We start from the raw sequence: 21792 nt of genomic DNA, 5'->3' as shown, positions 1-21792 counted from the left end.
GGTCACCACTCCATGGCCCGGTCGACGGCGTCCAGCACCCGGTCCAGGTCCGGCAGGTAGTGGTCCTCCAGCCGGGACGGCGGGTACGGCGTGGAGAACCCGCCGACCCGCAGCACCGGGGCCTCCAGGTGGTAGAAGCATTTTTCGCTGATGCGGGCCGCCAGCTCGGCCCCGTACCCGGTGAAGACGGGCGCCTCGTGGACGACCACGCAGCGGCCGGTCCGCCGCACCGAGTCCACCACGGTGCCGATGTCCAGCGGGTTGAGCGAGCGCAGGTCGATGACCTCCAGCGAGCGGTCCTCCTCCAGCGCCGCCGAGGCGGCCTCCAGACAGGTCTTGACCATCGGCCCGTACGCCAGCACCGTGACGTCGTCGCCGGGGTTGACCACCTGGGCCCGGTCGAACGGCGTCCAGTCGCCGGGGGCGGCGCTCTTGTCCACCGGCGCCTTGTCCCAGTAGCGCCGCTTGGGCTCGAAGAAGATGACCGGGTCGTCGCAGGTCACCGCCTGCTGGATCATCGTGTAGGCGTCGGCCGGGTGCGAGCAGGCCACCACCCGCAGCCCGCTGGTGTGCGTGAAGTACGCCTCCGGGGACTCGCTGTGGTGCTCGACGGCGCCGATCCCGCCGCCGCAGGGGATGCGGATCACCACCGGCAGCTTCACCGCGCCCAGCGACCGCAGCCGCATCTTGGCGAGCTGGGTGATGATCTGGTCGGCGGCCGGGAACACGAACCCGTCGAACTGGATCTCCACCACCGGCCGGTAGCCGCGCAGCGCCAGCCCGATCGCGGTGCCCACGATCCCGGACTCGGCGAGCGGGGTGTCGATCACCCGCTCCTCCCCGAAGTCCTTCTGCAGCCCGTCGGTCACCCGGAACACCCCGCCGAGACGGCCGACGTCCTCGCCCATCACCAGGACCTTGGGGTCGTCGTCCATGGCACGGCGCAGCCCCTCGTTCAGCGCCTTGGCCAGCGTCATGACGGCCGGCTCGGTCATGCCCCGCTCCCCTCGGTCTCGAACGAGTCGAGGTAGGCGGCGAACTGCTCCCGCTCCTCGGTGATCAGCGAATGCGGCTCGGCGTAGACGTTGTCGAACATCGCCAGCGGCTTGGGGTCGGGCATCGCCAGGCAGTCGCGGCGCAGCTCGGTGGCGTACCGCTTGGCCTCGGCCTCCACCTCCCCGAAGAAGGCGGCGTCCGCCATCTCGTTCTTGACCAGGTACGCCTTGACCCGTTCGATCGGGTCCTTGAGCTTCCACGACTCCAGCTCGGCCGCCAGCCGGTAGCGGGTCGGGTCGTCGGTGGTGGTGTGCGCGCCCATCCGGTACGTGTACGCCTCGATGAGGGTGGGGCCCTGGCCGCTGCGGGCCGCCTCCAGCGCCTTGCGGGTGACCGCCAGGCACGCGAACACGTCGTTGCCGTCCACCCGCAGGCCCGGGAAGCCGAAGCCCTGGGCCCTCTTGTAGAGGGGGATGCGCGACTGCTTCTCCAGCGGCTCGGAGATGGCCCACTGGTTGTTCTGGCAGAAGAACACGATCGGCGCGTTGAACACCGAGGCGAACACGAACGACTCGTTCACGTCCCCCTGGGAGGTCGCCCCGTCGCCGAAGTAGGCGATGGCGGCGGCGGCGTTCTCGGTGCCCAGCACCCCGTCCCGCTGGATGCCCATGGCGTAGCCGGCGGCGTGCAGGGTCTGGCTGCCGATGACGATCGTGTACAGGTGGAAATTGTGCTCGGCCGGGTCCCATCCGCAGTTGCTCAGCCCGCGGAACAGGGCCAGCAGCCGACGCGGGTCAAGGCCCCGGCACCAGGCCACGCCATGCTCGCGGTAGGTCGGGAACACCATGTCGCGTTCGGCCAGCGCCCGGCCGGAGCCCACCTGGGCGGCCTCCTGGCCCAGCAGGGACGCCCACAGGCCCAGCTCGCCCTGGCGGGTGAGCGCCACCGCCTCCAGGTCGATCCGGCGCACCATCACCAGGTCGCGGTAGAGCCCGCGCACCTCTTCGGGGGTCAGCTCCAGGGGGTAGTCCGGGTGCTCCACCCGGATGCCTTCGGGGGTCAGCAGCTGGATGAGTTCCGGCGACGGCGGGGCCTCGTCGAGACCGGCCGGTCCAGAGGCGCCGGGGGATGGCGCGCCACGCGCGGAGTCGATTGTCACGTCTCACTCCTCGTCCAGGGCCGGGGCACGGGATCACCGCGACCGGCCGACGTCAGGGCCCGCACCCCTGGGTGTGGGAGGCGGGTCTCCAGTCGACATCGTGTCAGATCTCACACCGAGGGAGGCAAGCCCCGATTTCCTGGATCACTACCCGTGCATGGGGCATAACGATCCAGCCTCCGGGGCCGGATCGCGCCCCGGGGGTGAACGAGCACGTGAACGACGATCCCTTGCAGGCATGGGAGGGCCGCCCGATGACCGCGAACGAGCCCCGTTTCCACCTTCCGGGCATGCTCATAGGCGGGGAGTGGACGCCGACCGGCGAGAACGGCCAGGCCGAGGTCCGAGCCCCCTACGACGGCGCCCTGGTGGCGCGGGTGCCGGCCGGTGGCCCGCGCGACGTGGACCGCGCCGTCCGCGCCGCCGCGGAGGCGCTGCGCCGTGACGACTTCCCCCGTTCAGACCGGGTGCGGGTGCTGGAGCAGACCGCCGCCGCGCTCAACGACCGCCGCGACCACTTCGCCAGGGCCATCGCCCTGGAATCGGCCAAGCCGCTCAAGACGGCGCGGGTGGAGGCGGCCCGGGCGGTGGAGACGTTCGCCTTCGCCGCCGCCGAGGCCCGCACGTTCACCGGCGACGTCGTCCCCATGGACGCCACACCACCAGGGGCGCACAAGACCGGCTTCACCCTGCGCGTGCCGGTGGGCGTGGTGGCCGCGATCTCCCCGTTCAACTTCCCGCTCAACCTGGTCGCGCACAAGGTCGCCCCGGCGATCGCGGCGGGCTGCCCCGTCGTCCTCAAGCCCGCCTCCCAGACCCCGGTCTCCGCCCTCCTGCTGGCGGAGCTGCTGGACGGGCTGGGCGTCCCCGCCGGCTGGATCAACGTCGTCACCGGGGGTGGCGGAACGGTCGGCGACGCCCTGGCCACCCACGACGACGTCGCCTATGTCACCTTCACCGGCTCGGCGGAGGTGGGCTGGGCCATGGCGGCCAAGGCGCCGCGTAAGAAGGTGCGCCTGGAGCTGGGGTCCAACTCCCCGCTCATCGTGGACTCGCCGTCCGACTGGCAGACCGCCGCGTCCAAGGTGTCGATGGCCGGGTTCGCCCACGCCGGCCAGTCCTGCATCTCCACCCAGCGCGTCTACGTCCACCGCGGCATCGCCGGCGGTTTCCTCGACGAGCTTCTCCCCCGGGTGGAGGACCTGCGGCTGGGCGACCCCATGGACGAGCACACCGACGTGTCGTGCCTCATCACCCGCGACGACACCGCCCGCATGAAGGAATGGGTGAACGAGGCCGTCGCCGGCGGGGCCAAGCTCCTCACCGGAGGCGAGGCCATCGACCACGGCGTCTTCCGCCCGACCGTCCTGGAGGGGCCGCCTGCGGGCACCCGGGTGCAGTGCGAGGAGATCTTCGGCCCCATCATCACGGTCACCCGCTACGACGACTTCGACGAGGCCCTGCAGATGGCCGACGAGTCCCGTTACGGCCTGCAGGCCGGGGTCTTCACCACCGACCTGGGCAAGGCGCTGAAGGCCGCCAGGTCCCTGCACTTCGGCGGCGTCCTCATCAACGACGTCCCCACCAGCCGGGCCGACCAGCAGCCCTACGGCGGCGTCCGCGACTCCGGCAACACCCGTGAGGGCCCCGCCTACGCCATCCAGGAGATGACCGAGACCCGCCTGATCACCCTCCAGCCCTGACCACCGGCCCGGGTCGGTCGCCACGAAATGTCTCATATGGCCTAGTCGAAACGGGGCGTTCCGTGTTCCCTTCGAGGGATGCAACTTCTCGAAGCGGGGATGGGCCTGCGCGCGGCCGTCATCGAGCTGGGCAGGCCGGGGTCGCCGTTCCGTTTCGTCCTGTTCCCGATGGTGCACGTCGGCGACCCGGCGTTCTACCAGGCCGTCTCCCGGCGACTGCGCGACTGCGACATGGTCGTCATGGAGGGCATACGGGGACGCTCGCGGTCGGTGTCCAGCATCACGCGCGCCTACCACGCGGCCAAGCTCGGCCGGCTCGGGCTCGTCGTCCAAGACCTGGACCTCGCCTCCCTGGACGTCCCGATCGTCTATCCCGACATGGACGGACGGGAGTTCTCCCAGGGAGTACGGGCCCTTCCGCTCCGCCAGCGGCTGACCTGGTGGTGCCTGGCACCGGTGCTGGTGCCGACGGTCCTGCTCTTCGGCACCCGCGCCGTCCTGGCCTCGCACCTCACCCTGGACGACGACCATGGGGTGAGCGCCCGCTCCGAAGGCTTCGAGGAGTGGGAGGCCTTGGCAGTGGACCGCCGTGACGCCCTGCTGATCGAAGAACTCGCCCGGATCCACGAGGCCCACGGCACCGCGCCCCTGCGGGTCGCCGTCGTCTACGGCGCCCAGCACATGATCGCCGTGGTCCACACCCTGTCGGCCCGGTTCGGCTACAGCCCCCGCTCCGCCACCTGGCTCACCGTCTTCGACTACTGACAGGCCACCGCGCTCCCCTGCCGGGGCAGTACGGCACGCTTCTCGCACGCGTTCCTCAGGACGTCGCGCCCGGTCCGCCGAAAAAGCGGCGGCCTGTTTCCGATCGTTGGCCGTATGCTCCGGGCATGATCGAACTGGCTGGGCGGGACGTCGTTCTGGTGCCGGTGGCCGAGGAGCATGTGGCGGAGTTGAAGCGGATCCGGCGGACGCCCAACGTGCGGCACCGCTGGGGTGATGTGGACGGCGAGCCCGACTGGCCGTTCGACGACCCCGGCACCGTCCCCTACACGATCCTGCTCGACGGCGCGGTCTGCGGTCTCGTCCAGTACGGCGAGCAGGACGACCCTCAGTACCGGCACGCGTCCATCGACATCTTCCTCGATCCTGCCGTCCACGGCCGGGGAGTCGGACGCGACGCCGTACGGACCCTGGCCCGCCACCTCATCCGCGACCGCGGCCATCACCGCCTGGTGATCGACCCCGCCGCCGACAACGAACCGGCCATCCGCTGCTACACCGCCGTGGGTTTCCGCCCGGTCGGCCTGATGCGCAACTACGAACGTGACACCGACGGCAAGGGCTGGCACGACGGCCTCCTCATGGACCTGATCGCCGAGGAGTTCGAGGGCTGAGCCCCGATGGCCCGTTCCGCTCAGTGCCGTCCGAGTGCGGCGAGCAGTTGCTCACACAGTTCGGCGCCGCTGTCCGCCCGGAGGAACAGGTCCTTGCCCTTGACCGCCATCCACACCCCGGCTCGGATGTCGGCGACGAAGCCCACATGCGGGAACTCCGCCCGCAGCCCTCGCAGGTACTCCTCCCCGTCCAGCGGACGTACCTGCCCCTGATCGGTACGCGTGTACCGGGAAGTGGGGTCCGCCGTCTCACGCGGACGCTCACCATGCACAGGCGGCGAAACGCCGCCCGCCCCCGGTTCCAGAGTCTTGATGCTCATATCCGGCCAATCCCCCTCATAGCCCACTTCACTCACATAAGCCGCAACACTGTGAGTGATCTCGCTCCGGACGGCCTCGCCGGCACCGGGACGAGCCGGTCTTCCCCATGGTCGCGGGCGGCCACAGGGACTGGACGATCTCCACGTCCGGCCGGATCCGGTCAGCCGGTCAGCCGGTCAGCCGATCAGCCGGAACCTCCCGGTGACCGGGCACCCGACCGGCAGTGCCGGACGAACGGGGTCCGGCCGGGACCGCACAGGGAGATCATGAACGTGCGGGCCATCGGACCACGGGACTCCCGCGAGCGCGCCGGAACCGCACCCCACACGGCTCGCACTCGTCGCCGACGCAAAGGAGGGCATCTTGACCGAGACCGGGTATGTGGTGGAGCCGATCGGGTGGATCGAGTCTCCGCTGGTGGACGACGCCACGGCGCCGTTGCAGGGTGACGAGGGAGCACCGGAGGCCTGGCTGGTGTTCGAGCCACAGGTGAGCGAGGGAATCCGGGACCTGCGGGCCGGCACCGAGATCCTCGTGCTGACCTGGCTCGACCGCGCCCGTCGCGACGTGCTGGCCGTTCACCCGCGCGGCGACCTGAACAGGCCCCGGCAGGGCGTGTTCAGCACGCGCTCGCCCCACCGGCCGAACCCCATCGGGCTGCACCGGGTGGAGATCGTCTCAGTCGAGGGCACGCGGATGCGCGTGCGGAACCTGGAAGCGCTGAACGGCACGCCTGTCCTGGACGTCAAGCCGGTACTCGACCCTGGAACCGAGCGCTGACCACCGGCCGTGCGGCAAACCGCGGACGTTGTGCAAACGACCGGATGCCCCAGGGCCAGGGTGGCCCCGCCCGGCGGTGATCGCAGGGTGGGCCGGTCAGCGGTCGGACGTTTCGGGGCCGGTGTAGCGGAGGGCGCGGGCGATGAGTTCCTTGGCTGTGGCGACCTCGGCGGCGTGGTCGCGGTCCGGTTCGGTGTAGCCGCGGGTGTGGAAGCCCTCGGTGATGACGACGACCCAGCGCGCGGCGGTGTCCGGCGGGAGCCCCGGGTCGGCCAGCCCCTCCTTTTGCAGCCGTTCGACGAGCATGGCGACGCCGCGGAACAGACGCCGGTCGGTCTCGGCGACCAGCGCGGCGACCTCGGGGTCCCGGTGCGCCTGGGCGAGGACCTCCACGAGCAGCCCGGCCATCAGCGGGTGGGCGGCCTCGGCGGCGAGCCGGTCGACCACCCGCATCAGCGCCGCCCACGGGTCGGGGTCGGTCCCGGCGGCCTGGAACTCCGCGTCCCAGCCATCGCGGTCCAGCTCGAACATCCCGTAGAAGATCGCCTGCTTGGACGGGAAGTAGTGGAACAGGTTGCCGGAACTCATCCCGGCGGCCCGGCAGATCTCGGCCGTGGTCGTCTTGGCCAGGCCCTTCGTCGCGAAGAGCCCGGTCGCGGCCTCGATGATCTGCCGGCGTCGCCGCCGGTGCCGTTCGGGATCAACGGTGCGCATCGGGTTGCCTGTCGCCTCCTGTCCGGCGGGTGTCCGCCCCATCCTCGCCGGTCCCCGGACGTGCCCGCGCACTGGCCGTCTCACCCGCGCGTCGCGTCACCTCCCCGTCACGCCGCACCGCCTCTCCGGCCCGCTGCGCCGGTTCCCCGTCCCGCCATGCCGGCTCCCCGCCCTGCCGCACCGCCGCACCGGTCGGTCGTGTCGCCCTTCCGGCGGGCTCGGGCTCGGTGGCGTCGGCGCGATCCGCCGGCGGCCCGTCGGGCTCCGCGGCGCTCTGGGCGGCCGCGGAACGCCTCTTGCGCTTCCTGACCTCCTGAACGGCCGCGCCGATCGCGATCAGGATCGGAATCCAGTACTTGGCCGTTGCCAGCACGGCTTTCAGCCACCCGGGAAGGGTGACGTCCGGCAGGTCCGGCAGGTCCGGCAACGGGATGTGCGGCCATGGGATCGACGGCAGGTCGAGGTCGGGCAGCGGGAGGCCGGGCAGGTCCATGTTCGGCAGCCGCTCGATGATCCACTGGATCACCCTGCTGAGGATCAGCTGGAAGAACACCGCCACTCCCAGCAGCCCGAGCACCACCTTGCCGGTCGCCAGCACCACGTGCCGCGACGCGTACAGCTTCGGGTGCTCCCGCTGGAACGCCAGCAGCCTGGCCGCGAACGTGCCGGGCGGCGGCTCGAACGGGTACCGTTCGGCCCGCGCGAACCCCACCAGCTTGGCCAGCCCCTCCGGCAGCTCTGCCACCGCCTCGTCCAGCCCCTCGTCAGGACGCCCCGCCCCGGCCGACCCCTTCTTCGCCTCGCCGCTCTTCTCCGCGGCACCGCCGCCGTCCGCCCCGACGGCGTCCTCCACCCCGGCCATCTCCCTTTCCCCATCCTGTGGCGCCTCTCCCGCCTCGGCTTCCTGGCCCTCGGCAACGGCGGGCCTCGGCACCATGAGGAAGGCCCGGACGATCGTCCCCGGAACGACAGCGACGGCCAGCACCATCGGCGGCTTCGCCGCACCCTCCCCCACCTCGGGAACATCCCCCTCAGGAACGTCCGCCGCAGAGGCAGCCGCCCCAGGAGCAGCCATCTCAGGAACGCCCGTCTCAGGAGCAGCCGCCTCAGGGACGTCCGCCGCAGAGGCAGTCACCTCAGGGGCAGCCGGGTTGTCCGTCGAGGTGGTGGCAGACGCCGTCGGTAGAGGCAGCATGACGCGGCCGATGCCCGTTCCCTCGGCCACCGCCTCGCCGTCCCGGTAGAGGGTGATCTCCGTTCGCAGCCCGACGCGGCGGGCGGCGAGGTGGAGGACGGCCCCGCTCCACTCCAGCCGGTACCGGCCGGCGCTGCTCCCCGTAGTCATGAACCCATTATTAGACCGAGCACTCGGTTTATATAGGACCCAGATCACAGCTTCGGCAAGGAAGTCGCGCCCACCCCCTCTGAGCTGCACGAGTACGCGGGCGAACCGGACTTGTAAAGGACCGTTCCACCAGGGGGTATGCCGGGACCCGGGCACGATGGCCGGGCAGGAGGACCCGGGGGCGGTGGGCGGTCAGCGCGTCAGCGAGGGCTGCGGGCCTGGTCGGGTTGGATGCGCAGGGTGGTGATGACGGTCGCCAGCATCTCGTAGTGGGACGCGAGCATGCACAGCTCGATGCACTCGGGTTCGCTGAGATGCCCGCGCAGCCGTGCCCAGGCGGCGTCGTCGAGGTCGCGGTATCGGTGCAGCCGGTCGACGGCGGTCAGCAGGGCGTGTTCGCGAGGCGTCCAGCCCTCGGCGTCGGGGCCCTGGGCGATGCGGTCGATCTCCTTCGTCCCCAGACCGGCACGGCGGGCCAGCCGCACATGGTGTTCCCACTCGTACCGGCAGTCGCGCAGGTGCGCGACGCGCAGGATGACCAGCTCGCTTTCCCGGCGGGGCAGCCCGCCGCCGGGCATCAGCCGGCCGGCGAACCACAGCCAGGCGTGGAACAGCCCGCGACGCCGGCCGAGGGTGAGGAACAGGTTCGGCGGGCCGGTCCCAGCGATCCTGCCGCTCACCCGGGCGAAGACCCAGGTGAACGAGCCGACCTCGCGCAGGCCGCCCGGCCGGACCCGCGCCGTCACCGCCGGTCCGCCCCGGGCTGGGCGGTGGTGAGCGGAACGGTCTCGTCCCGGGCGATCTCCAGGGCGTCGCGCAGGCGGCGCTGGACGACGCGGTCCACGACCGGCTGGGCCAGCATCCGGACCGGCAGGACGCCCGCGACCCACCACGGGGCCACGATCCGGGCGGAGCGCCAGGCGATGCCGCGCTCCAGCGCGTCGATCCCCACCTCCAGCGGGGTGACCCGGGACACCGCCGCGATGGCCGAGCGCGAGCCCATCAGGGTGGCCGCCGCCCGGGTGCCGAAGCCACGATGGGTCATGTCGGTGTCGAGCTCGGCGAAGTAGGCGACGCCCGCGCGCGCCCCGTAGGGCCGCAGCTCGGCGCGCATCGTGTTGCCCAGGGCCTCGGCCGCCGCCTTGGACGCGCTGTAGGCGCCGAGCAGGGGCAGGTGCACCGCCGCCGCCAGCGACGCCACCGTCAGCGCGTAACCGCGCCGGTGGGCGATGTGCGGACCGGCCGCGCGCAGGGTGTGGTAGGTACCGAGCACGTTGACCCGCACGGTGTGCTCCATCACCGACGGGTCGCCGCCGATCACCGGCATCTGCGCCGCGACCCCCGCGTTGGCGACCACCACGTCCAGGCCGCCCAGCGCGTCCACCGCCCCGGCCACCGCCGCCTCCACCTGCTCGCGGTCGGCCACGTCGCAGGCCCGCCAGGGAGCGTCCCCGCAGCGCGCCGCGACCTCGGCGAGCGCATCCCGCTCCAGCCCGGCCAGCGCCACCCGCGCCCCGCGCGCATGCAGCCGCTCGGCCAGCGCGGCGCCGATCCCCCGGGCCGCGCCGGTGATCAGCACCCGGCGACCGGTCAGCGAGGGCGTACGGCCGGTCCGTCCCGCAAACTGCGTCGGCATGGACGGACGCTAACACACGCGGACATCACCGTTCCCCCGCCGGAATCGGACCGGCATGGCCGCGAGAAAGCACGCCGACCGGTACGCGGAAACCGCCACCGGGATGCAGCCCCAGAGAGCAGGCCGTCCAGCCGACAAGGCCCGCCGTCCCGGGCCGGCGGGCATGAGATCGCCGAATATCGATCAATCGCGGGAGAGGGCACGGGTGGCACCCGCGGCCACGGTCAGACCGAGGATCAGGCCCGCCACGATGATGAAGTTGGCTATCCATTGATAGACGCCCTGAGGCGAGAAATAGGGCTCCTGTCCCAGGGTGCCGATCGGCAGCAGCAGGTCGAGGGTATAGAAGAACGCGTTGAAGGCGGGCCGCTGCTCGGCCTCCAGCTGCGGGGGCCGGTGCAGGGAGAACACGATGGTGCCGAACGCCAGCAGGCCCCCCAGCCAGCTCGCCGCCCGGAACGGCCGGAAGCCGTAGCCGACCAGGCCGTCCTGCAGCCAGCCGATCACCTTGCGGGGCAGGCTCTGGGTCTTGCGGCGGTCCCGGGCCTTGGCCAGCAGGACGGTGCGACCGTCGGCGTCCAGGCCGATGGAGCGGTAGGTCTGCGCCAGCCGCTCGTACGGCTGGGGCTGGTAGCCGTCGGTGTCGCGGCGGATCCAGCCGAGCCGCTCGCGGGCGGTCAGCGGCGGATCGAGGGTCTCGTACGCCAGGCCGTCCAGTTGCAGCCGGTGCGCCCAGGTCCGCGGGTCGTCGTGCAGCACGTTGATCTTGGCGTACGACAGGTCGGCGACCCCGTCGATCGGCTCGGCGGGCCGGAGCATGACCTCCTCGGCCTGCAGCCGTTGCAGGCTCAGGGCCGTCCCCTCCCCGTTGCCCAGCCGGGCGCCGCGCAGGCTGAGCTGGCCGGTGACGCGGGCGCCGGAGAAGCTCACCCCGCCGTCGGCGGTGAACCCGTCGGAGCAGTAGACGTCGGTCTCTACGGCCAGGTCGTCGGCGTTCAGGGCCATCCGGCCGGGGTGCGACAGCTTCGCGCCCACCAGCGACAGGTAGCCGCCGACCCGGGCGCCGCGCAGCCGCACCTCGCCGTTGGCGGTGAACCCGGCGTCGCAGAACACGTTGGCGGCCACGTCCAGCCGGCTGGCGTACAGCGCGGCGCCGGACGGGTTGTTCAGCGTGGCCTGCCGGAAGATCAGCTGGCCGCCCACCCGCGCGCCCGGCAGCCGCACCTCCCCGTGCGCGGTGAAGCCCCGGTCGCAGTAGACGTTGGCGTCCACGGTGAGCCGGTCGGCCAGCAGCGCGTCGCCCTGCGGGTTGAGCAGGTGCACGCCGGACATGTTGAGGATGCCGCTGATGTGGGCGCCGTCCAGCCACAGGCCGCCGCTGATGACGCTGCCCTCCAGCCACAGGTGGCCGTCCACCCGGGTGCCGGACGCGACCAGGCCGGGCAGCCGGCAGCCCATCAGGTGGACGCTGTTCATGCTGGCCCAGTACAGGTGCGGGGCCTCGTCGAAGTAGCAGCCGTTGAGGGCCAGCGGGACGGCCACCTCGGCATGCCCCAGGTTGAGGCTGCCGATGACCCGGGCGCCGGACAGCCGGACCGCGGCGATCTGGCCGGGCCGGGCCTCGACGGCACCGACCAGCAGGGCCAGCAGCACCTCGGCGCGGACCGTCCGCTCCCGCCCCCACCGCTCCCCGTAGCCCGGGTCGTCCATGGTCGGATCGCCGCTGCTGAGATCCACGGACTCGCCGGTGGCGAACGCCGCCCACAGGGCGCGCTCGGGCGGAGTGAGCTCTTCGACGTTCATCGGCGGCTCCAGAATCCGGGGGGTCGGGCCGATCCCGCCAGTATGTATAGCGTCCCCGGGTGACGTCCGAGGGACGTGCCCGTCTTGTCCGCAGGGCCGCCTGCCCCTCCGCCCGGTCCGGTGCCGTACGCTGGCCTGCCGTACGCAGACAGCACGCTGATCAGCTAAGGGGGCGGCCGTGGCACGCGTCGTGGTCGACGTCATGCTCAAGCCGGAGATCCTGGATCCGCAGGGGCAGGCCATCGCCCGGAAACTGCCCCAGATGGGCTTCGAGGGTGTCACCGAGGTGCGCCAGGGCAAGCGTTTCGAACTGGAACTGGCCGGGCCCGCCGACGAGGCCGCACTGGAGCGGGTGCGCCAGATCGCCGGGACCCTGCTGGCCAACCCGGTCATCGAGACCTTCGAGGTGCGGGTGCTGGACGAGTGAACCGTTTTACGGCGACCCGGTGAAATGGCACGGAACCCACGGATCATGCGTGCCGGATCGCCGAGAGTTCACCAAAAGACCCGGCGGCCCAGCGGTTACCCGGGTTTGGACGGGGAAGTCTTCACTGCGGTGAGGATTCAGTGGGCAGGCAATGAGGTGACCGGTGAACATGAGGTTCTCGCTCGCGCTGCCGCGCGAGTCACTGAGCATCCGGGTGCTGCGCCGGGTCCTCGGTGACGCGCTGCGCGGGCTGGGCGTCGCCGAGGACTGCATCGGCGACATTCTCGTCGCCGCCTCCGAGGCCTGCACCAACGTGATCCAGCACTCCCACACCCCGCAGGACTACGAGGTCCTCGCCCGGGTGGACGGCGGGGTGTGCGAACTGACGGTCACCGACCAGGGCCGCGGGCTGACCGAGGAGTCCTCCGCCGAGCCGGGCGACCAGGCCGAGTCCGGCCGGGGCATCAAGATCATGCGGGCCCTGGTGGACGACGTGACTTTCGACACCAGGCCCGGCCAGGGCACCCGGGTCCGGCTGTGCAAGCGCCTGACCTGGCGGGATGAGGCGCTGATCCGTCGCCTCGAGGGCGATCTGGTGCACAGCGCCGGGTAGATTGGTCGCGCGCGGGGGCATATGACGCCGGTGGCCGCCGGTGCCTTCGCACCCACTACTCGGCTCCGGAGGACTCTCGACAATGAACGCTGCCCGGGTGGGGGTCATCACCTTCCCTGGTTCCCTCGACGATCGCGACGCCGCGCGGGCCGTCCGGCTGGCCGGCGCCGAAGCGGTCTCGCTGTGGCACGCCGACCACGACCTGCGGGGCGTGGACGCGGTGATCCTGCCCGGCGGGTTCTCCTACGGCGACTACCTGCGGGCCGGGGCCATCTCCCGGTTCGCGCCGCTGATGGAGGAGCTGGTCCCGGCGGCCCGCGCCGGGCTTCCGGTGCTGGGCATCTGCAACGGCTTCCAGGTGCTGTGCGAGTCCCATCTGCTGCCCGGCGCGCTGCTGCCCAATGCGGGCCTGCACTTCGTGTGCCGCGACCAGCGGCTGCGCATCGACAACGCCGACACGGCCTGGACCGCGGAGTACACCGAGGGCCAGGAGGTGGTCATCCCCGTCAAGAACCGGGACGGCCGCTATGTCGCCGACGAGCGGACGCTGGCCGAACTGGAGGATGAGGGCCGGGTCGTGGCCCGCTACCTCGACCTGAACCCCAACGGCTCCCTGAACGACATCGCCGGGATCTGCAACGAGGCGGGCAACGTCGTCGGCCTCATGCCGCATCCCGAGCACGCCGTGGAGTCGCTGACCGGCCCGTCCACCGACGGACTGGGCTTCTTCACCTCACTCGTCAAGGCCGGCCTGAGCCGGGCGGGTGTCCGCTGAGTGAGCCGAAGGTCCCGTCCCAGGACGTGCCGGAGGCGAACGGAGAACAACGCATGAGTGAGAAGAACCTCGACCACGGCCGGCCGGCCGGCGATCCGGACGACGGTCCCACCGCCGAATGGTTCGCCGAGCTGGCCGCCGACGATCCTGAGACCGACCCGTTCGCCAAGCGGGTGGACGAGCCGGCGCAGGCTCCGGAAGCCACCGTGCCGTCTCCCCTCCCGGAGGCCGCGCAGGTCCCCCAGGCCCCCGGCACTGACGACACGCGCCCCGTCTCCCAGGACGGACCCGAGGCCGTGCCCGCCGAGGGCCTTCCGGCCGGTACGGCCGTCGCACAGGAGCCGGCCCCGATCCACCCGGACACCGCCGCGCTCGCCGGTGACGCCGCCTCCGGCGGTGCCCCGACGGCGGGCGAGCCCGTTCATCCCGAAGCCACGACGCCCCCGGCCGGCACGCCCCTCCCCCAGGAGGCGGTGGCAAGCCAGGCCGAGGCCGCAGACGAGGAGCCGGTGGTACGGCCGGACGGGTCGTTCGCCGGGACGCCCGGCGACCCGGCACAGGGCGGACCCGCCGTCGCGGAGCCCGCCGAGCCGCCGGCCCGCACCGAGGCCCCGGCCCCCGGCGGCCCCTTGGCGTACGCCGAGGCTCCCGCGCACGACCAGCCCCCGGCCCTTGCCGAGGCTCCCGCGCACGGGCAGCCCCCGGTCCCTGCCGAGGCTCCCCTGCACGAACAGCCTCCGGCACGCGCCGAGGCTCCGGCGTACCCGGAGGTCCCGGTGCACCGCGAGGCTCCGGTTCCCGCCGCGGGCCCCTCGCCGGTGGACGCGCTGATCGCCGTCGCGGCCCCGGTGCCCGCCGAGCCCCCGGTGTCCGCCGAGCCCCCGGCGCCCTCCGCAGCCGCCGAGCCGCGGCCGGCCGCGGTGGGCGAGCCCCCGGTCGACTCGGTGGCCGTGGCCGAGCGGACGCCCGAGCAGCGGCAGCCGTACGTCGAGCTGGGCATGAACGAGGGGGAGTACCGGCGGGTCCGCGACATCCTGGGTCGCCGTCCCACCGCCGCCGAGCTGGCGATCTACTCGGTGATGTGGAGCGAGCACTGCTCGTACAAGAGCTCCAAGGTCCACCTGCGGCAGTTCGCCGACAAGGCCCCGCAGAACGACGCGCTGCTGGTCGGCATGGGTGAGAACGCCGGTGTGGTGGACGTCGGGCGCGGTCTGGCGGTGACGTTCAAGGTCGAGTCGCACAACCATCCGTCCTACGTGGAGCCCTACCAGGGCGCGGCGACCGGCGTGGGCGGGATCGTCCGCGACATCCTGTCGATGGGCGCCCGGCCGGTGGCGGTGATGGACTCGCTGCGGTTCGGGCCCGCCGACGCCCCCGACACCCAGCGGGTGCTGCCCGGCGTGGTGGCGGGCGTCGGCGGCTACGGCAACTCGCTCGGCCTGCCCAACATCGGCGGGGAGACCGTCTTCGACGCCTGCTACCTGCAGAATCCCCTGGTCAACGCGCTGTGCATCGGCGTGATGCGGCACGACGACATCAAGCGGGCGATCGCCCCCGGCCCGGGCAACCAGGTGATCCTGTTCGGCGCGACCACCGGGCCGGACGGCATCGGCGGCGCCTCGGTGCTGGCCTCGGCGACCTTCGACGAGGAGTCGCAGGCCAAGCGGCCCAGCGTCCAGGTCGGCGACCCGTTCATGGAGAAGCTGCTCATCGAGTGCTGCATGGAGCTGTACCGCGAGGACCTCGTGGTCGGCATCCAGGACCTCGGCGCGGCCGGCGTCTCCTGCGCCACCACCGAGCTGGCGGCGGCCGGCACCGGCGGGATGCACGTGGTGCTGGACCGGGTGCCGCTGCGCGACCCCACCCTGCGGCCCGAAGAGATCCTGATGAGCGAGTCGCAGGAACGCATGATGGCCGTGGTGGAGCCCGCCAAGGTCGAGCGCTTCCTGGAGATCTGCGCCCGCTGGGAGATCCCGGCGACGGTGATCGGCGAGGTCACCGACACCGGGCGGCTGGTGATGACCTGGCGCGACGAGGTGATCGTCGACATCCCGCCGGGCACCGCCGCCGACGAGGGCCCGGTCTACGAGCGGCCGTACGCGCCGCCCGCCGACCTGGCCGCACTGCAGGCCGACACCCCCGGCCGGCTGGCCCGCCCCGCCAACGCCGACGACCTGCGCAACACGGTGCTGTGGCTGGCCGGCTCGCCCAACCTGTCCGCCAAGACCTGGGTGACCTCCCAGTACGACCGGTACGTGCTGGGCAACACGGTGCTGGCCATGCCGGAGGACGCCGGGGTGCTGCGGCTCGACGACGAGAGCGGGCTGGGCGTCGCGCTGTCCCTGGACGGCAACGGCCGTTACGCCCGGCTCGACCCGTACGCCGGGGCGCAGCTGGCGCTGTCGGAGGCGTACCGGAACGTGGCGGCCACCGGGGCGCGCCCGCTGGCGGTCACCAACTGCCTCAACTTCGGCTCGCCGGAGGACCCGGGCGTGATGTGGCAGTTCGCGCGGGCCACCGAGGGGCTGGCCGACGCCTGCCAGGCGCTGGGCGTGCCGGTCACCGGCGGCAACGTCAGCTTCTACAACCAGACCGAGACCCAGCCGATCAACCCGACCCCGGTCATCGGGGTGCTGGGCGTGCACGACGACGTCCGCCGCCGGGTGAACATGGCCTTCCCCGCCGAGGGGCACATGCTGGTGCTGCTCGGCCAGACCCGTGAGGAGTTCGGCGGGTCGGAATGGGCGCACGTGGTCTACGGCCACCTGGGCGGACTGCCGCCGCTGGTGGACCTGGCCGCCGAACGGGCGCTGGCCGCCGTGCTGATCGCCGGAGCCCGTGAGGGACTGCTGTCGGCCTCGCACGACATCTCCGACGGCGGGCTGTCGCAGTCGCTGGTGGAGTCCTGCCTGCGCGGCGGGCTGGGCTGCCGGATCACCCTGCCGGGCGACCCGTTCGTCACGCTGTTCAGCGAGTCGGTAGCGCGGGCCGTGGTGGCCGTCCGCCCCGGCTCCGAGGCCCGCCTCGGCCAACTGTGCGAGGCCGCCGGGGTGCCGGTGACCCAGCTCGGCGTGGTCGGCGGCGACTCGTTCACCGTCGAGGGCCTGTTCTCCATCCCGCTGCACGAGCTGCGCGAGGCCCACGAGCGCCTGCTCCCCAGCTACGTCGCCTGACCGCCGCTCAGCCGGCCCGAAGGGGCGCCCCCGGCCAGGGGGGTGCCCCTTCGGCGTCCTTACCGGCGCGGTCCCGCACTCACGCGCGTTCGTCACGGCCTGGAACCGGCACCCCGCCGTGCTGAGCGGGTGTGCCGGCCTTCCCCGCCCATCCAGGCACCGGCATGCTCTCCATGAAGTCGCGGCCCTCTGGTGATGTCAGGCCGACAGTTCGGCGGAGGTCGGCTGCTCGGTGTCGCTCCGTGCGGTCCCGGCCGCGGGACGGGAGCCCAGGCCGAAGGCGACGATGACCGCGCCGAGGGCTGCGGCGGCCACCGGGACGAGCAGGGCCGTCCGGATCGCGTCCAGGCCCGCCTCCGGCGAGTTTCCGGTGCCCAGCGCCGCGACGTTGACGGCCGTCACCGCCGACAGGCCGAGTGCGATGCCGAACTGCGTCGCGGTGTACAGCAGGCCGACGGCCAGGCCATGCTCGCGTTCCGCCACGCCCTCGACGGCGGCCATGGTCAGCGGGCCGTAGGCCAGGGTGAAGGCCAGGCCCAGCAGGACCAGCGACGGCAGCATGGCGGCGTAGGTCCACTCCAGCCCGACCGGCAGGAACAGCGCGTACGCCACGGCCGCCAGCACCAGCCCGCCGAACAGCACCCGGGCGTTGCCGAACCGGTTCACCAGCCGCGGGGTCAGCGTCGGCGCGAGCACGATGTCGATGGCGATCACCAGCATGGCCAGACCCGTCTCCAGCGTGCTCCAGCCCCGCAGTTCCTGCAGGTAGAGGGTGACCAGGAACTGGAATCCGCCGAACGCTCCCAGGAACAACAGCGCCGCCGCGTTCGTGCGCACCAGGACGCCCGAACGCAGGACGCCCAGCCGCACCAGCGGGTCGGAGGACCGCCGCTCGATCGCGGCGAAGGCGGCCAGCAACGCCAGCCCGGCGGCGAGGACCCCGGCGGTGACCGCCCGGCCCTGCGCGGGGTGCTCCAGGCGGACCACCCCGTATGCCAGCAGCAGCATCGCACCGGTGATGGTCAGCGCACCGGGCAGGTCGAATCCGCCGGCCGGCCGCTCGGAGGTGCTTTCGGTGTCCTTGACCAGCGGGATCGCGACCGCCAGAATCACCGCCGACATGATGACCGGGGCGAAGAACACCCACCGCCAGCCGAGGGAGGCCAGCAGGCCCCCGGCGACCAGCCCCAGCGAGAAGCCGCCGGACGCAGTTCCCGCGTAGACGCCCAGTGCCTTGGTGCGCTGGGGCCCCTCCGGGAAGTTGCCGGTGATCAGTGCCAGCCCGGCCGGCGCCATGAACGCCGCCGCGACCCCGGTGACGAACCGGGCCACCAGCAGCATCCAGCTCTCGGTGGCCAGCCCGCCCAGCCCCGAGAACACGCAGAAGACCGCCAGCCAGAGCAGGAACATCCGGCGGCGGCCCAGCAGGTCGGCGGCCCTGCCACCGAGCAGCAGGAATCCTCCGTAGCCGAGCACGTAGGCGCTCACCACACCACTGAGCGTCCCGGTGGACAGGTCCAGATCTGCCCTGATCGACGGCAGCGCCACGTTGAGCATCGCGACGTCGACCCCCTCCAGGAAGATCGCGCCGCACAGCACCAGCAGTACGCCCCAAGCCCTGCCGTCCATCCGGCCGTCCGTCGTGGACATGAGTCGGCCCCCCTTCGATGCGGACCGATGCCGGTATCACCGGCGCCGGTCAGTTCCTCCTTGTAACCGAGAGCATCGTGGGACACCATGGGGAACCGTGGAAGAAGGCACTTCGAAGTCCCTCGGTAACTGCTGTGGTACCGGCGACGACCAGGACGCCTTCCAGTGGGACGCCCGGGCGGACTGCGAGGTCCGGCAGATCCTCGACCGGATCGCCGACAAGTGGTCGCTGCTGGTGATCGCCCTGCTGGACCGGCGCAGCCTGCGCTTCACCGAACTGCGCCGCAAGATCGACGGCATCAGTCAGCGGATGCTCACCCGTACCCTGCGCCATCTCGAACGCGACGGCCTGATCAGCCGCACCGTGCATCCGACCGTCCCGCCGCGGGTGGACTACGCGCTGACACCGCTGGGCGTGACCCTGCACGCCACCGTCCAGACGCTGGTCACCTGGACCGAGGAGCACCAAAGCGAGATCGCCGTCGCCCGCACCGCCTATGACGCCCGCACGGCCGCCGAGCAGGAGGCCGCCCGCCGGGAGGCCGCCGAACGCGACGCCGTCGCCCGCGACGTCCTGACCGGCCGCCGCTGACCGCACGGCCCGGGGCGCACGAAGACGGGACGACACGCCGGGCCCCGTGCCGCTCCGGCCCTCATCGCCCCTGCGGAAACCACGGCCGCCCGGCCCCTGCGCATCCCGGACGCGACGAGGGGCGCCCTGGTCGGGGCGCCCCTCGTTGTCCCGCGAGCTGCAGAGCGTCGGTCAGAAGACCGAGATGTGCACGTGGTCGAAGTGGTTCTGGGTGATGCTGCCGCGGTCGGACATCATCTTCCAGCCGGGGCTGCGCAGGTCGTAGATGCGCTGCTTCCAGATGATGTACTTGATGCCCAGCCGGGAGGCGTTCCTGATGGCGTAGTCGGACACCGCGTCGCCGTGGGCCAGCCGGGCGGAGGAGGGCATCGCGCCGGCGGTGCTCTCCATGAAGTCGCAGGCGCGGCCGGAGCCGTGGTCCAGCGGGTCGCCGGGGCGGGTGCAGCCGATCACCGGGAACGGGCCGTACTCGGCCTCGATCTCGTCCCGGACCTTGATCATGCGGGGGGTCATGCCGCCCGAGCCCACCATGGGGGACTCCGGCTTGTACTTCTTCAGCAGGAGCTGGACCCGGTCCCGCTCCTTGGCGATCTCGGCGATGTCCTTCTCCAGCGCCTTGATCTTGGCCTCCGCCTCCTGGCGGGCCTTGTCCTGCTGGGCGACCAGGGAGGCGATCTGCTGGACCTTGGCGGAGTGGGTCTGCGACAGGTGCCGGGCCAGGGAGGCGTTGCTGAGCACGCTGCCGGGGTCGTCGCTGGCGACGATCTGCACGGTGGGCTCGATGCCGTTGGTCATGTACTGCGAGGCGGCCAGCTGGGCGACCAGGGCGCGGGCGCCGATCAGGTCGCGGCGCAGCAACTCGACCTTCTCCAGCGCCTTCTTGGCCTCTTTCCGGGTGTCGCGCAGCTGCTCGAGATTGCCCCCGTACTCCTTCTCGAGCGACTTGATCTCCTTGGTCAGCTCGGCGACCTTCTTGATGTTGTCCGGATCGGCGGCCACCGGCTGCGCCGTCGCGGAGGCCAGCAGAAAGGCGCCGGCGGCCGTCGTGAGAGCCATGGTGGCGCGCCGGAACCCGCCGCGCGCCGTGCGCTTGCCACGAGTGGAGTCAGGGGTCTCCACGTCCTCTCCTCTCCTCGATCGCCTACCGGGTTAGCTGACGGGTTCGGGCCGGGAGATCGGCCCTGTCGCGGCCTGACAGGGCCGTGAGTTCACCCCGGGTCTGGTTGGGTCCCCGGTTCCCGGGCGGGACGACGCCGCGGGATTCGGCTTGCCGGTGCCCGGATCGCCCGCGGAGCGCCGGACGCGCCGTCCGGACGGCCCATGGGCAAAAAGGGCACCGTCGTGCACTTCGCCAAGATTAAACCCCTTGGGCACCGCTAGTGGCCATGGCTCCTCTTGACCATTTCCTGTCCGTCCCTTCACCCAGGGAGGCCGGGCCATCTTATGCGACCGACATCACAGGCCGCCCTTGAACAGCAGCCGGTTGCGGGTGCCGGCCGGCAGGCCGGTGATCTTGCCCTTGGTGGAGTTGGTGACCAGCCACCTGCGCACGTCGGAGAACTTGGCGCGGGGGTGACGGGACAGGTAGAGCGCGGCGGTGCCGGCCACGAACGGGGTGGCCATGGAGGTGCCGTCCAGCACCTTGCTGGAGCCGTTGCGCCAAGTGGAACGGATGCCGTAGCCGGGCGCATGGATGTCCACACACTCGCCGAAGTTGGACCAGACGGCCCGCTTGTCGGTCACGGTGGTCGCGCCCACCACGATCGTCAGGGGCGCCGAGGCCGGGGAGAAACGGCACGCGTTGTAACCGCGGGTCGCACCATCGCCGTTGCCGGCCGCGCTGACCACGGGGACGCCCGACCGGGACAGGGCGGAGACCGCTTCGTTGGCCGCGTTCGACTTGTTTCCGGCCAGGGACAGGTTCGCCACCGCGGGCTTTTGCGCGTTGGTCCGCAGCCACTGCAGGGCGGCGATGACGTCGGACATCGAGCCCTGCCCGTACCGGTCCAGGACGCGCAGCGAACGCAGTTGCACGGCCTTGGCCACGCCGTACTGGCGCGAGCCGATGATGCCCGCCACATGGGTGCCGTGCCCGTTGAGGTCCCGGCCGTCGCCGTTGAACTGGGGCGCGGCCCACACGCTGCGGGCCCGCTTGCCGAACTGCGGGTGGTTCGCGGTGATGCCGGTGTCGATGACGTAGGCGTGCACGCCCTTGCCGGTGGACCGGTAGGTGTAGCTCTTGGACAGCTTGGCGGAGCGCTGGTCGATGCGGTCCAGCCCCCACGGCAGCGGCGTGCGCTGCACCGTGGTGATCTTGACGACCTGGTCCTGCTCGATGGCCGCGACCTTGTCGCTGCGGCGCAGCTTGTCGAGCTGGGAACCGGTGAGCTTGGCGGAGAACCCGTTGAGCACCCCGTCAAAGCGCTTGACCCCGGTGGCGCGCACCTTGCCCGCCTCGGTGGAGGTGGAGGCGCCCGGCTTCAGCGTGACGATGTACTGCCCCGGCACGGGGGTGCCGTTCGCGGCGACCTGGATCGGCACCTGCTCCGGCCCGGCCAGCCCGGGCACGGTGACGGCGACACCGACGCTCGTCGCGACTGTGACGACGACCAGCACCCTTCGGGGGGTGACCCGCAAAGTGAACTCCTTCAGTCGGGGGACCGCCGGGCCCTAGGGGGATTGGGGGCGATACGGCGGTGGCAGAAGGG

Annotated in this window: 20 protein-coding genes and 1 riboswitch; of the genes, 9 read left to right on the top strand and 11 right to left on the bottom strand. The window is 71.9% G+C overall.

The window, feature by feature from the left end:
• Positions 1 to 2: 2 nt before the first annotated feature.
• A complete protein-coding gene (locus tag C4U03_RS22510; protein ID WP_200827397.1) occupies positions 3 to 995 on the bottom strand; it encodes an alpha-ketoacid dehydrogenase subunit beta in 993 nt (330 codons plus the stop codon).
• Positions 992 to 2155 (bottom strand): pyruvate dehydrogenase (acetyl-transferring) E1 component subunit alpha, encoded by a 1164-nt coding sequence (pdhA, locus tag C4U03_RS22505; protein WP_103939836.1) that lies wholly within the window; start codon positions 2153 to 2155, stop codon positions 992 to 994. The genes C4U03_RS22510 and pdhA overlap by 4 nt, the downstream gene beginning before the upstream one ends.
• Before the next feature lie 215 nt (positions 2156 to 2370).
• Here pdhA and C4U03_RS22500 point away from each other — a divergent pair, with 215 nt between their 5' ends.
• From C4U03_RS22500 to C4U03_RS22490, 3 genes are all read left to right on the top strand, one after another.
• The gene (locus C4U03_RS22500; RefSeq protein WP_235018047.1) at positions 2371 to 3858 is read left to right on the top strand and encodes an aldehyde dehydrogenase family protein; all 1488 of its coding nucleotides are present in this window, start codon (positions 2371 to 2373) and stop codon (positions 3856 to 3858) included.
• A 78-nt stretch (positions 3859 to 3936) separates the two neighbouring features.
• Complete coding sequence (locus C4U03_RS22495) at positions 3937 to 4623, top strand: hypothetical protein (protein WP_146087471.1); 687 nt, start codon at positions 3937 to 3939, stop codon at positions 4621 to 4623.
• 128 nt (positions 4624 to 4751) lie between these two features.
• On the top strand, positions 4752 to 5255 hold the full coding sequence (locus C4U03_RS22490; protein WP_407701444.1) for a GNAT family N-acetyltransferase: 504 nt from the start codon (positions 4752 to 4754) through the stop codon (positions 5253 to 5255).
• A 20-nt stretch (positions 5256 to 5275) separates the two neighbouring features.
• Here C4U03_RS22490 and C4U03_RS22485 read toward each other — a convergent pair whose 3' ends face one another.
• A complete protein-coding gene (locus C4U03_RS22485) occupies positions 5276 to 5575 on the bottom strand; it encodes a hypothetical protein (RefSeq protein ID WP_103939833.1) in 300 nt (99 codons plus the stop codon).
• 364 nt (positions 5576 to 5939) lie between these two features.
• On the opposite strand from C4U03_RS22485, the gene tsaA reads away from it, so the two are divergent.
• On the top strand, positions 5940 to 6356 hold the full coding sequence (gene tsaA / locus C4U03_RS22480) for a tRNA (N6-threonylcarbamoyladenosine(37)-N6)-methyltransferase TrmO (RefSeq protein WP_103939832.1): 417 nt from the start codon (positions 5940 to 5942) through the stop codon (positions 6354 to 6356).
• Positions 6357 to 6452: 96 nt separating this feature from the next.
• Here the strand turns inward: tsaA and C4U03_RS22475 are convergent, their stop codons facing one another.
• The 5 genes from C4U03_RS22475 to C4U03_RS22455 all read right to left on the bottom strand — a co-directional run bounded on the left by C4U03_RS22475 (position 6453) and on the right by C4U03_RS22455 (position 11854).
• Positions 6453 to 7070 carry a TetR/AcrR family transcriptional regulator gene (locus tag C4U03_RS22475; RefSeq protein WP_160147063.1) on the bottom strand — a complete coding sequence of 206 codons (618 nt, stop codon included), beginning with the start codon at positions 7068 to 7070 and terminating at the stop codon, positions 6453 to 6455.
• Positions 7057 to 8085 carry a hypothetical protein gene (locus C4U03_RS22470; protein ID WP_146087470.1) on the bottom strand — a complete coding sequence of 343 codons (1029 nt, stop codon included), beginning with the start codon at positions 8083 to 8085 and terminating at the stop codon, positions 7057 to 7059. Before C4U03_RS22470 ends, C4U03_RS22475 begins: the two co-directional genes overlap by 14 nt.
• Before the next feature lie 530 nt (positions 8086 to 8615).
• Complete coding sequence (locus C4U03_RS22465; protein WP_103939829.1) at positions 8616 to 9161, bottom strand: carboxymuconolactone decarboxylase family protein; 546 nt, start codon at positions 9159 to 9161, stop codon at positions 8616 to 8618.
• Entirely contained in the window at positions 9158 to 10051 is an 894-nt protein-coding gene (locus tag C4U03_RS22460; RefSeq protein ID WP_103939828.1) for an SDR family NAD(P)-dependent oxidoreductase, read from the bottom strand. Before C4U03_RS22460 ends, C4U03_RS22465 begins: the two co-directional genes overlap by 4 nt.
• Before the next feature lie 183 nt (positions 10052 to 10234).
• Positions 10235 to 11854 (bottom strand): hypothetical protein, encoded by a 1620-nt coding sequence (locus C4U03_RS22455; protein WP_103939827.1) that lies wholly within the window; start codon positions 11852 to 11854, stop codon positions 10235 to 10237.
• A gap of 178 nt (positions 11855 to 12032) precedes the next feature.
• Between C4U03_RS22455 and purS the strand changes: the two genes are divergently transcribed.
• From purS to purL, 4 genes are all read left to right on the top strand, one after another.
• On the top strand, positions 12033 to 12281 hold the full coding sequence (purS, locus tag C4U03_RS22450) for a phosphoribosylformylglycinamidine synthase subunit PurS (RefSeq protein WP_103939826.1): 249 nt from the start codon (positions 12033 to 12035) through the stop codon (positions 12279 to 12281).
• A 169-nt stretch (positions 12282 to 12450) separates the two neighbouring features.
• Positions 12451 to 12894 carry an ATP-binding protein gene (locus C4U03_RS22445; RefSeq protein WP_103939959.1) on the top strand — a complete coding sequence of 148 codons (444 nt, stop codon included), beginning with the start codon at positions 12451 to 12453 and terminating at the stop codon, positions 12892 to 12894.
• 82 nt (positions 12895 to 12976) lie between these two features.
• Entirely contained in the window at positions 12977 to 13669 is a 693-nt protein-coding gene (gene purQ / locus C4U03_RS22440; protein ID WP_103939825.1) for a phosphoribosylformylglycinamidine synthase subunit PurQ, read from the top strand.
• Between the two features lie 950 nt (positions 13670 to 14619).
• Positions 14620 to 16842 carry a phosphoribosylformylglycinamidine synthase subunit PurL gene (gene purL, locus C4U03_RS22435; protein ID WP_407701443.1) on the top strand — a complete coding sequence of 741 codons (2223 nt, stop codon included), beginning with the start codon at positions 14620 to 14622 and terminating at the stop codon, positions 16840 to 16842.
• A gap of 198 nt (positions 16843 to 17040) precedes the next feature.
• Here the strand turns inward: purL and C4U03_RS22430 are convergent, their stop codons facing one another.
• A complete protein-coding gene (locus tag C4U03_RS22430) occupies positions 17041 to 18492 on the bottom strand; it encodes an MFS transporter (protein ID WP_103939824.1) in 1452 nt (483 codons plus the stop codon).
• A gap of 97 nt (positions 18493 to 18589) precedes the next feature.
• On the opposite strand from C4U03_RS22430, the gene C4U03_RS22425 reads away from it, so the two are divergent.
• Positions 18590 to 19084 (top strand): winged helix-turn-helix transcriptional regulator, encoded by a 495-nt coding sequence (locus tag C4U03_RS22425; protein WP_200827396.1) that lies wholly within the window; start codon positions 18590 to 18592, stop codon positions 19082 to 19084.
• 171 nt (positions 19085 to 19255) lie between these two features.
• Here C4U03_RS22425 and C4U03_RS22420 read toward each other — a convergent pair whose 3' ends face one another.
• Both C4U03_RS22420 and C4U03_RS22415 read right to left on the bottom strand, forming a co-directional pair.
• A complete protein-coding gene (locus C4U03_RS22420; RefSeq protein WP_103939822.1) occupies positions 19256 to 20203 on the bottom strand; it encodes a coiled-coil domain-containing protein in 948 nt (315 codons plus the stop codon).
• 3 nt (positions 20204 to 20206) lie between these two features.
• Positions 20207 to 20347: riboswitch (cyclic di-AMP (ydaO/yuaA leader) on the bottom strand.
• 192 nt (positions 20348 to 20539) lie between these two features.
• Positions 20540 to 21721, bottom strand: a complete 1182-nt coding sequence (locus C4U03_RS22415) for a S8 family peptidase (protein WP_103939821.1) — start codon at positions 21719 to 21721, stop codon at positions 20540 to 20542.
• Positions 21722 to 21792 lie beyond the last annotated feature (71 nt).

Origin of the sequence: Thermomonospora echinospora (genome assembly GCF_900108175.1) — a bacterium.
GTDB lineage: Bacteria > Actinomycetota > Actinomycetes > Streptosporangiales > Streptosporangiaceae > Thermomonospora > Thermomonospora echinospora.
This window is presented reverse-complemented; position numbering and strand designations above follow the sequence as displayed.